Annotated in this window: 10 protein-coding genes; 6 read left to right on the top strand and 4 right to left on the bottom strand. The window is 70.5% G+C overall.

What is annotated here, in order from left to right; all coding sequences use genetic code 11:
- The coding region (locus ACN675_RS25730) for a condensation domain-containing protein (RefSeq protein ID WP_420753531.1) at positions 1-1,253 on the bottom strand (1,253 nt) is incomplete at its 3' end.
- 460 nt (positions 1,254-1,713) lie between these two features.
- On the opposite strand from ACN675_RS25730, the gene ACN675_RS25725 reads away from it, so the two are divergent.
- On the top strand, positions 1,714-2,331 hold the full coding sequence (locus tag ACN675_RS25725; RefSeq protein WP_420753530.1) for a hypothetical protein: 618 nt from the start codon (positions 1,714-1,716) through the stop codon (positions 2,329-2,331).
- A gap of 126 nt (positions 2,332-2,457) precedes the next feature.
- Here ACN675_RS25725 and ACN675_RS25720 read toward each other — a convergent pair whose 3' ends face one another.
- Entirely contained in the window at positions 2,458-2,790 is a 333-nt protein-coding gene (locus ACN675_RS25720) for a hypothetical protein (RefSeq protein WP_420753529.1), read from the bottom strand.
- 182 nt (positions 2,791-2,972) lie between these two features.
- Between ACN675_RS25720 and ACN675_RS25715 the strand changes: the two genes are divergently transcribed.
- The 5 genes from ACN675_RS25715 to ACN675_RS25695 all read left to right on the top strand — a co-directional run bounded on the left by ACN675_RS25715 (position 2,973) and on the right by ACN675_RS25695 (position 7,917).
- Entirely contained in the window at positions 2,973-3,311 is a 339-nt protein-coding gene (locus ACN675_RS25715; RefSeq protein WP_420753528.1) for an RNA polymerase-binding protein RbpA, read from the top strand.
- Positions 3,312-3,577: 266 nt separating this feature from the next.
- Positions 3,578-3,928: a chorismate mutase gene (locus tag ACN675_RS25710; protein ID WP_420753527.1), complete on the top strand. Its 351-nt coding sequence runs from the start codon at positions 3,578-3,580 to the stop codon at positions 3,926-3,928.
- 7 nt (positions 3,929-3,935) lie between these two features.
- A complete protein-coding gene (gene pabB, locus ACN675_RS25705; protein WP_420753526.1) occupies positions 3,936-6,029 on the top strand; it encodes an aminodeoxychorismate synthase component I in 2,094 nt (697 codons plus the stop codon).
- A complete protein-coding gene (locus tag ACN675_RS25700; protein WP_420753525.1) occupies positions 6,026-6,934 on the top strand; it encodes a prephenate dehydrogenase dimerization domain-containing protein in 909 nt (302 codons plus the stop codon). Before pabB ends, ACN675_RS25700 begins: the two co-directional genes overlap by 4 nt.
- The gene (locus ACN675_RS25695; RefSeq protein WP_420753524.1) at positions 6,934-7,917 is read left to right on the top strand and encodes a diiron oxygenase; all 984 of its coding nucleotides are present in this window, start codon (positions 6,934-6,936) and stop codon (positions 7,915-7,917) included. The genes ACN675_RS25700 and ACN675_RS25695 overlap by 1 nt, the downstream gene beginning before the upstream one ends.
- Positions 7,918-8,022: 105 nt before the next feature.
- Here ACN675_RS25695 and ACN675_RS25690 read toward each other — a convergent pair whose 3' ends face one another.
- Both ACN675_RS25690 and lnt read right to left on the bottom strand, forming a co-directional pair.
- On the bottom strand, positions 8,023-8,805 hold the full coding sequence (locus tag ACN675_RS25690; RefSeq protein WP_420753523.1) for a polyprenol monophosphomannose synthase: 783 nt from the start codon (positions 8,803-8,805) through the stop codon (positions 8,023-8,025).
- A partial coding sequence (gene lnt / locus ACN675_RS25685) for an apolipoprotein N-acyltransferase (RefSeq protein ID WP_420753522.1) occupies positions 8,805-9,781 on the bottom strand: 977 nt, incomplete at its 5' end. The genes lnt and ACN675_RS25690, both read right to left, overlap by 1 nt.

The following is a 9,781-nucleotide window of genomic DNA, read 5'->3' as shown; positions in this document are numbered from 1 at the left end:
AACCTTCCGTGGTGGATGCGCAGCTCGTCCTCGTCGTACCGGTTCGGGTTGCCGCGGAAGTCGACGAACGTGCGGGCCGGGGTCCCGGACTGGTAGATGTTCACCAGCAGGTCCTCGACGGGACCGGAGGTCATGATGTGGAAGTCCCCGCGCAGCGGGCCGAGCTGGATCCGCTGGTCGAACAGCATGATGTTGATCTGCGGCCCGGCGTACCGGCTGCTGTCCCCCGCCGCCCCGGTTTCGCGGCGCACGTCCTCGAGGCTGCACCGCTGGTGCCGCAGCGCACCGGTCAGTTCGAGTTGCACCCGGCCGACGAGGGCCTCGCGGGTGTCGTCGGGTTCGACGCGGATGTGCAGCGGCACCGTGTTGACGAGCATGCCGCCGGACCGCCGCACCAGCGCGGTGGTGCGCGCCGACACGGGCAGGTTGACGACCACGTCGTCGTGGCCGGTCAGGCGCGTGAGGTAGGTGGCGAACGCGGCGACCAGCACCGCGGTGGAGGAGGACACGGTGCTGGTCTCGGTGGCGGTCAGGTGCCGCACCAGCTCTTCCGGCAGCGCGGTGCCGGTCAGGGTGCTGTGCGCCGCGACCGGCCCGGTGCGCCGGGCCAGGGTGGTGCCGGCGTCCATGCCGGCGACCCGGCCCACCCAGTAGTCGCGGTCGGCGACGAACCGGCTCGACTCGCGGTAGTCGCGGTCCCATTCGTAGAGGGTGCGCAGGTCCGCGGCGCGGGCGGGGTCGGGATCGCGGCCTTCGAACGCCGCGGTGTACAGCTCGGCGATGCGGTTGACCATCGTCATGGCCGCGTAGCCGTCGAGGGCGACGTGGTGAATCCTGCTGTACCACAGGTAGTGCCGGTCGGCGACCTGCAGGATGGTCATGTTCACGAGCGTGTCGCGGGCCAGATCCACCGGGGTGGCGTAGTCGGCGTCCATCCAGGTCTGGGCCGCGGCGAGCGGATCGGGTTCGTCGCGGAAGTCGAGCACCGGGATGTCCTGGTGTTCCAGGGCGGGGTCGACGAACTGGTGGGGTTCGCCGTCGACGTCGATCACCCGCAGGAAGGCGGACTGGAATTCGGCGCCGGCGGTGCGGCCGGCGCGCCGCAGCAGGTCGATGTCGAGGTCGCCGTGCAGATCGACGTATTGGGCAATGCAGATCGGGACGTCGGGTTCCAGTTGCTGAGCGAACCAGATGGAGCGTTGCGCGGAAGATAGGGGGAAGGCTTCCGACGGCGTCTGCTGAGCGTCTCGCAACAGAAATCTCCCCTCAAGAAAGCGATTCCGGTACGGGCCTGCTCGTCCCCCGACCAATGGCAGGTCCGACCTCGTCGAATCGACGGTGGTGTTGCTCTCTCTCGTTTCGATCGTCCGCGTGCCGGTGATGGTGTCAAGGCGAAAAACCGGCGTGGACGCTCCTCAAGCTAGACCATTGCCGAAGCGCAGGACGCAAAACCGGTACGGAATTCGGGGCTCGCACGGGGCCCGAAACCGAACCGATATCCGATCCGGACATACCGAGTGCATTTTCCGTCACGTGAGCGGTTTGATATCACTATTCGATAGCGATTCGATCACCGCACGATCTCCGGATACGAATTGTCGGTTCTGTAACTGGATGTAACGCGAATTCCCCGAGTGATCGGCCCCCACCCCGTTATTCTCGGGCGCACCGGACAATCCCCACGCACGCCCGCGCGACCCGAAGGAGCACGAGATGCCGCGTCGTTGGACCGTTCGATCGCTCTGCACCCTGTTCGCCGCGACCGTGGCCGTCGCCCTGCCCGCGTACGCGAGCGCGCAGCCGGCGCCACCCGGACTCACCCCCGACGCCCTCCGCCTCGCCGCCACCGCCGACTCCCCCGACGCCGCCGCGGCCGTCGACGCCCTGCTCGACGCCGCGCAGCACCCCGCCGGCCTGATCGAGGACCTCCTCTACCCGCCGCGCAACACGCCCCAGCCGTTCATGGAACCGGCGCCGACCTTCGGCATCGGCTGCGGCGGCGGGTTCACTCCCTACGCCATGACCACCGGGTGGGCGCAACCCGGCCCGAACGTCAACCCGGACGTCGCGATCGGGCAGCTGAAGATCTTCGTCGCCCCCACCATCCCGGTGCAGCCCGCCCGCGCCGACCTGAAGTTCGTGTGGCTGAACATGGACAACTTCCGCGGCGGCATCGAAACACTCGACGACACCGTGGGCGGCGTGCCCCAACTGTCGAAGACCGTGAACACCGGAACCGGACCGGTCCTGTCCGCCCTGTTCGGCTCCGTGGAATACGTCAACGGCACCTTCTGCCAGGTCGTGTACACCATGGGCGGTTTCTTCGCCTGACGGCGACGGGGGCGGTTTCTTCGCCTGACGGCGAGGGGGGTGGTTTCTTCGCCTGACGGCGAGGGGGGCGGTCTCTCCGCCCGGCGGCGACAGGGGGTGGTGTCCGCATCCGAGGACGAACGGCGGTCAGCGGATCCGTTCGGCGGCGCGGGCCACCCGCAGCAGTTCGGCGCACAGGTCGGTCAGCTCGGCGGTGCCCGCGCCCTCGGCCACCGCGGTCGCGACGTCCTCGGCGGCGCAGCGCACCTCGAACGCCCGGTCGGCGAGCGCGACCGCTTCCTCCGCGGAGAGCACCACCGCGCCGTCGGGCAACCCGGCCTCGCGGGTCAGGGATCGCTGCTCGTAGGCGCGTTGCCGGCACGAGCGGCGGCAGTACCGGCGCCGCCGGCCCACCCCGGCATCGGGGACCGGCCGCCCGCACCAGAGGCAAGTCTCCGGTTTGCGCTCACGTCCGGTCATGGGCCGACACCTTACCGGGGCCGGGCACGCGGCCGGTAAAATGATGCATCCCCGCTGCGCCGCGGGCTGCGGGAACGGATTCGCCCGCGTCGACGTTGTGCATACAGGACGCATCGACGCCCGGTCGTTGCTCGCCGTCCGACGGCGACCCCCGGGCGGAGCACACAAGAGAGGACACCACCATGGCAGATCGTGTACTGCGAGGCAGCCGGCTCGGAGCGGTGAGCTACGAAACCGATCGGGACCACGATCTGGCGCCACGCCGCATCGCGCGGTACCGCTGCGACAACGGTGAGGAATTCGACGTCCCGTTCGCCGACGACGCCGAGATCCCCGGCACCTGGATCTGCAAGAACGGCCTCGAAGGCACGCTCGTCGAAGGCGCCGCACCGGAGCCGAAGAAGGTCAAGCCGCCGCGCACGCACTGGGACATGCTGCTCGAGCGCCGCTCGATCGAGGAACTCGAAGAGCTGCTCAAGGAGCGCCTCGAGCTGCTCAAGACCAAGCGTCGCGGAGCCTGATCGCCGGCCTCGACCCGGACGACCGAAACTCCGCCGAATGCCGCCCCGTGGCACCGTCCACGCGGCGGCATTCGTCGTCTTTCCCGACGGTGTGTGAAGGCCGCGACGCGGGCATGCCACAAAACGGTCAATCGAAAGCATCATGATCGTTTCGCGTGTAATCATGAGCGCACTCCGATCGATATTCGAAAGCGACGACGACTCGTACGTGTGAATCGGAAATTCCCCAGGGAATTCCGTGTTTGCTGCACCAGGGAGTGACGGCCATGAACGACAACCACGCACCGGATCCGGAAGTGGAACTCGCCAGGCTGCGCGCCGAATTGGACCACGTGGACGGCAGATTGCTCGACGACGTCCGCGACCGGCTGAGCATCATCGCGCGGATCGCCGATCTCAAACAGCGCCACGCCATCCCCGTGCTGCAACCGGCACGGATGCAGCAGGTCCACGAGCGTGCCGCGGACTACGCCCACCGCCACGGTCTGTCCACCGAATTTCTGCACGACCTCTACGCGTTGCTGATCGACGAGGCCTGCCGGGTCGAGGACCTGCTCGTCGACGGCGACCCCCCTGCCCGCCAGCGCCTCGCCGATGTCGGCGAGAACCGGAGCTGAGGCCGCCATGCCCATCGACGCACGGCCCACTCGCACCCTGCTCGTCGACAACTACGATTCCTTCACCTACAACCTCTACAGCCTGCTCACCGAGGTCAACGGCGTGCCGCCGACCGTGGTCACCAACGACACCCCGTGGGACCACATCGATCCGGCCCGGTTCGACAACATCGTCGTCTCGCCCGGACCCGGCCGCCCCGACCGCCCCCGCGACTTCGGGATCAGCGCGCGGGCGCTGCTCGACGGCGGACTGCCCGTGCTCGGCGTCTGCCTCGGCCACCAGGGCCTGTGTCACCTGTTCGGGGCGCCGGTCGTGCGGGCCCCGGAACCGGTGCACGGACGCCTGGCCCGGATCGTGCACACCGGCACCGGGCTGTTCGCCGGGCTGCCCCCACGCTTCGCGGCGGTGCGCTACCACTCGCTGATCGTCGAGCAGGTCCCCGACGAACTCGAAGCGGTGGCCTGGACCGAGGACGGTCTGCTCATGGGCGTGGCCCACCGCACCCGACCGCTGTGGGGGGTGCAGTTCCATCCCGAGTCGATCTGCACCGAACACGGCCGCGACCTGCTCGTGAACTTCCGCGACGCCACCCCCACCCGGGGCCCCGTCGTCGTCGCCGCCCCACCGCCCCCGCCCCCGCCGGAACCCCGCTATCTCCTCGAAAGTCGCCGCCTCGACCGCAATCTCGACCCGCAGGCCGTGTTCGAACGGCTCTTCGCGGACGGCCCGCACAGCTTCTGGCTCGACGGCAGCGCCGCGGCCGAACCCGGATCCCGGTTCACGGTGATGGGCGACGGCTCCGGGCCCCGCTCCGAGTTCGTCACCTACAGCGTCGCCGAAACCCTGGTGCGCGAACACGCCGCCGACGGCACCGTCACCGAACACCACAGCACGTTCTTCGACCACATCGACCGGCGCCTCGCCGAACGTCCGGTCGCGCGCCGCGCCGACCTGCCGTTCGCGTTCGGCCTCGGCTACGTCGGCTATCTCGGCTACGAGCTGAAGGCCGACGCCGGCGCCCAGCTCGTGCACACCTCGCCCACCGCGGACGCGGCGATGGTCTTCGCGGACCGGGCCGTCGTCCTCGACCACGAAGCCGGCCACTGCTACCTGATCGCGCTGAGCGCACAGCCCGGCGAGCGCGCAACCACCGACTGGTTCGAGCGCACCGCCGCCGCCCTGAACAAACTCGACGACGTGACCGTGCCCGCACCCGATGCGGCGCCGCTGCTGCGCCTGGACCGCGACCAGCCGATGCGGCTGCGGCACGACGGACAGCGCTATCTGGACCTGATCGGCCAGTGCGTCGCCGAGATCCGCAGCGGCGAAACCTACGAGGTGTGCCTGACCAACATGGCCACCGTCGAGCGCAGCATCGATCCGCTGCGCACCTACGAATGCCTGCGCGAGATCAGCCCCACCCCCTACAGCGCGCTGCTGCGGTTCCCGGGCATCTCGGTGCTCAGCGCGTCGCCGGAGCGGTTCCTGCGGATCGACGCGGACGGGGTCGTCGAATCCAAACCGATCAAGGGCACCCGGCCCCGCGGCGCGACCGAGGCCGAGGACGAGATGCTGTGGCAGGACCTGCATTCGAGCGAGAAGGACCGCTCCGAGAACCTGATGATCGTCGACCTGGTGCGCAACGACCTGTCCCGGGTGTGCGTCCCGGGTTCGGTGCACGTGCCCAAGCTGTTCGACGTCGAAACCTACGCGGCCGTGCACCAGCTGGTGTCCACCGTGCGCGGCACCCTGCGGCCGGAGGTGTCCGCCGTGGACTGCGTGCGCGCCGCGTTCCCCGGCGGGTCGATGACCGGCGCCCCGAAACTGCGCACCATGGAGATCATCGACAAACTCGAGGACGGTCCCCGCGGCGTGTACTCCGGCGCCCTCGGCTATCTGTCCCCGACCGGCGCCGCCGACCTGTCCATCGTCATCCGCACCATGGTCGCCACCGACCACGAGGTGAGCTTCGGCATCGGCGGCGCCATCGTCGCACTGTCCGACGCGGCCGACGAACTCGACGAAACCCTCGTCAAGGCGGTCGCGATGCGCCGCACCCTGTCGGAAACCCCGCCCCTCCCGGAAGACCCCGGGCGATGACCGGGGGCCCGGTGATCGTGGCCGGCGGCGCAGGCGCGGTCGGGGCACTGCTGGTGTCGGCGCTGCGCGCGGACGGCGCCGAGGTGCTGATCCTCGACCCGACCCCACCACCGGACGACGACACCGCGCTGGCCACGGACATCACCGCCCCCATCACCCGCGCCGCCGCGGCGCTGCGCGCGGCCTCCACCGTGGTGCTGGCCGTCCCCGAACCGGTTGCGCTCGAGGCGATCCCGGTCCTGGGCGGGTTGCTCGAACCGGGCACGCTGCTCGTCGAAACCCTCTCGGTGAAATCCACGATCCCGGCCGTGCTGCACACCCACGCCCCGCACGTGCAGGCGGTCGGCATCAATCCGATGTTCGCGCCGTCGCTCGAACCGGCGGGCCGGCCGGTCGTGGCCGTCGCGCACCAGCGCGGACCCGCGGTGACCGGGTTCCTCGCCGATCTCACCCGCTGGGGCGCGCACGTGGTGGAACTGTCCGCCGACGAACACGATCGGGTCACCGCGGCGACCCAGGCCCTCACCCACGCCGCGATCCTCGCGTTCGGCCTGGCACTGGATCGGTTGCGGGTCCCGGACGTCGCCGCCGCGACCGCGCCGCCGCCCCACGCGCTGATGCGCGCGTTGCTCGCCCGCGTGTCCACCGGCGCGCCGGAGGTGTACCGGGACGTGCAGACCGGCAACCCCTACGCCGACGCGGCCCGGCGGGCGCTGCGGGCCGGGCTCGACGAACTCGACGCGGCCGTCGACGCCGACCCGGCCGCGTTCACCAACCTCATGGAACACGCGCGGCGACCCCTCGGCGACCGCCTCGACCGGTACCGTGAAACGTGCGCGCAGATCTTCGCCGACCTGCCACAGACGACGGACCGTCCGCCGCCCGGGGAGACAGGGGTGCCGTGATGGCTGAACCCGACACCACCTCGCTACGCGCTCAACTGCGCCCACCGTCGCTGCCCCGGCACGACCCCACCGAACCCGCCGAGAGCAGCGTGATCCGGGCCCTGACCCGATCCTGGGGCATCCGGGCCACCGTCAAGAAACGCGAACCCGACCTCGACGACCTGTTCGACCCGGACCGCCTCGATTTCCCCGAGGTGCTGATCCCGTTCCACACCCACCGGCGGTACCGCGACCTCGATGAGCGTCGCCGTGCCCGGCTGCGCGCCTGGGCCTGGATCGCCTACAACAAGAACGTCGTCGACATCGAACAGTGCGTCGTGAATCCCGGATTCGCCTCCGTCACCGACGACGCCCTGGGCATCGGACCGCACGACACCATCGTGCTCGGGGTGATGCAGGCGATGGTCGACGAGCAGTACCACACGCTGATGCACCACAACGCGAGCGCGCTGACGCGGCGGCGGCGGGGGTGGGTGCTGCCGGAGTCGGTGCTGCCCCCGTCCCGGACCGTGCGCGCACACCGGGAAGCGGTCGCCCGGGCCGCCTCACCCCGCGCCGAGGCGCTGGTGCGCCTCGCGTTCACCACCGTCGCGGAAACCTCGATCAGCGCCTACCTCGGGTTGCTCACCGAGGACGAGTCGCTGCAACCGGTCAACCGGGCCACGGTCGCCCTGCATCGACGGGACGAACTGTGTCACTCGTCGCTGGCGGCGGAACTGCTCAAGATCGTCTTCGCCGACCTGGGGCGTACCGATCGGCGCGTGCTGCTCGACGCGCTGGCCGACGGCATCGTCGCGTTCACCGGCGGTGACGCCGCGACGTGGGCGGCGATCGTCGAGCACGAACGCATCCCCGGCGGCAAGGAGTTGATCGCGGACGCCGTCGCCGCCGCCGAGTCGGGGCGGGTCGTGCAGGACTGCAGCGCGATCCGGTCGCTGTGCACGGAACTCGGGGTCGCGGACGACCTGCACCTCGACTGGTGACCTTCGCGCGTTCGGTCACCGCACGACGTCACCGGCCGGTTGCCGATGTCGCCGGAGCCGGCCGGGGCGCACGGGCAGGCGCTCGACCGGCTCGGCGGGTGACCGTCAGCCGCGGCCGACGAGCCCGCGCAGCTTGGACCACCGGTTGCGCACACCCCACACGGTGACCTTGAGCAGCGCCTCCTGCACGATGTTGCCGCTCATCTTCGAGTCGCCGATGACGCGTTCGGTGAAGGTGATCGGCACCTCTTCGACGGTGAACCCGGCCTGCAGGGTGCGCCAGGCGAGGTCGACCTGGAAGCAGTAGCCGTGCGATTCGATCGCGTCCAGATCGAGGGTCTCGAGCACCTCGCGCCGGTAGGCGCGGTAGCCGCCGGTGATGTCGGCGATCTTCACCCCGAGCGCGAGCCGCGAGTAGAGGTTGCCGCCGCGGGAGAGCACCTCGCGGTGCCACGGCCAGTTCACGACGGTGCCGCCCGGCACGTAGCGGGAGCCGAGGACCAGATCGGCGCCGGCGTCGACCTTCTCGAGCAGCAGGTGCAGCTGTTCCGGGGCGTGGCTGCCGTCGGCGTCCATCTCCACCAGCACCGTGTAGTCCCGCTCGAGACCCCACCGGAAGCCGGCGATGTAGGCGGCGCCGAGCCCGTTCTTCTCGGTGCGGTGCAGCACGTGGATGCGGCCCCCGCTCGCGGCGGCCAGCTCGTCGGCGACCGCGCCGGTGCCGTCCGGGCTGCCGTCGTCGGCGATGAGCACGTGCACGTCCGGCAGCGCCGCATGCAGCCGGCCGACGATCAGGCGGATGTTCTCCCGCTCGTTGTACGTCGGAATGATGACCAGGGTCCGTGCGCTCGGCACGCTGTGATCCCCGGCCGGCGTCGCCGCTGCCATCAATGGTCCTCCCTGTCGAAACCGGCCTGGGCCGGTGATCCTGCGGTGCCGGCGTCGGCCGGCTCGGTGCCGCGTCCGGGCTGTGGACGCGACCCCGCGGTGTGGTGTCGCCGGGCCCGCACGAGGGCGGCACCGGCGGCGGCGACGGCTCCGACGCACAGAACGAGTTCCGGGATCGGGCCGAGCCGACTAGCCAGCGTAGTCGTCGTGCGCAGCGGCACTTGCGCCACCGACACCGCGGGCTCGAACAGGGGGGTCTGTTCGAGCACCGATCCGTCGGCGGCGACGATCGCGCTGACCCCGCTGGTGGCGGCCACCACGACGGTGCGGCCGTGTTCGACGGCCCGCAGCCGGGACATCGCCAGCTGCTGATAGGTCATCTCGGTGTCGCCGAAGGTGGCGTTGTTGGTGGGCACCGCCAGCAGCTGCGCGCCGGCGCCGACGGCCTCGCGCAGCGCCCGGTCGAACGCGACCTCGTAGCAGGTCGCGACCCCGATGGGGATGCCGGCCGCGTGCACCACCCCGTCGCCGTGGCCGGGCACGAAATGCCCGGCGCGGTCCGCGTATTCGGAGAACAACCGGAAGAAGGACCGGTACGGCAGGTACTCGCCGAACGGCTGGATGATCTTCTTGTCGTGGCGCTCCCCCGGCCCGGTCTCCGCGTCCCACACGATCACCGAGTTGGTGGTGGTGCCGTCGCCGTTGACGAGGACCGCGCCGACGGAGATGGGTGCGCCGATCGCGGCGGCCGCGGCGGTGATGTCGGCGGCGGCGTCGGGGTTGCGCAGCGGATCGATGTCCGAGGCGTTCTCCGGCCAGATCACCACGTCCGGACGCGACGTGGTCCCGGCACGCACCTCGGCGGCCAGTTCCAGGGTGCGGGCGACGTGATTGTCGAGGACCGCCTTGCGTTGCGCGTTGAAGTCCAGGCCCAGGCGCGGCACGGACCCCTGGATCGCGGCGACCGTGATCGTGC

The sequence above is a fragment of the Rhodococcus sp. O3 genome, from assembly GCF_048897285.1.
Classification (GTDB): domain Bacteria; phylum Actinomycetota; class Actinomycetes; order Mycobacteriales; family Mycobacteriaceae; genus Rhodococcus.
Note: the sequence above shows the minus strand (reverse complement) of the source record. Positions and strands in the feature narration are given on the sequence as shown.

What these genes read in the sequence shown, in the direction of transcription:
- ACN675_RS25725 (WP_420753530.1), top strand. Translation starts at nt 1,714, where the DNA reads ATGCCGCGTCGTTGGACCGTTCGATCGCTCTGCACCCTGTTCGCCGCG.
- ACN675_RS25720 (WP_420753529.1), bottom strand. Translation starts at nt 2,790, where the DNA reads ATGACCGGACGTGAGCGCAAACCGGAGACTTGCCTCTGGTGCGGGCGG.
- ACN675_RS25715 (WP_420753528.1), top strand. Translation starts at nt 2,973, where the DNA reads ATGGCAGATCGTGTACTGCGAGGCAGCCGGCTCGGAGCGGTGAGCTAC.
- ACN675_RS25710 (WP_420753527.1), top strand. Translation starts at nt 3,578, where the DNA reads ATGAACGACAACCACGCACCGGATCCGGAAGTGGAACTCGCCAGGCTG.
- pabB (WP_420753526.1), top strand. Translation starts at nt 3,936, where the DNA reads ATGCCCATCGACGCACGGCCCACTCGCACCCTGCTCGTCGACAACTAC.
- ACN675_RS25700 (WP_420753525.1), top strand. Translation starts at nt 6,026, where the DNA reads ATGACCGGGGGCCCGGTGATCGTGGCCGGCGGCGCAGGCGCGGTCGGG.
- ACN675_RS25695 (WP_420753524.1), top strand. Translation starts at nt 6,934, where the DNA reads ATGGCTGAACCCGACACCACCTCGCTACGCGCTCAACTGCGCCCACCG.
- ACN675_RS25690 (WP_420753523.1), bottom strand. Translation starts at nt 8,805, where the DNA reads ATGGCAGCGGCGACGCCGGCCGGGGATCACAGCGTGCCGAGCGCACGG.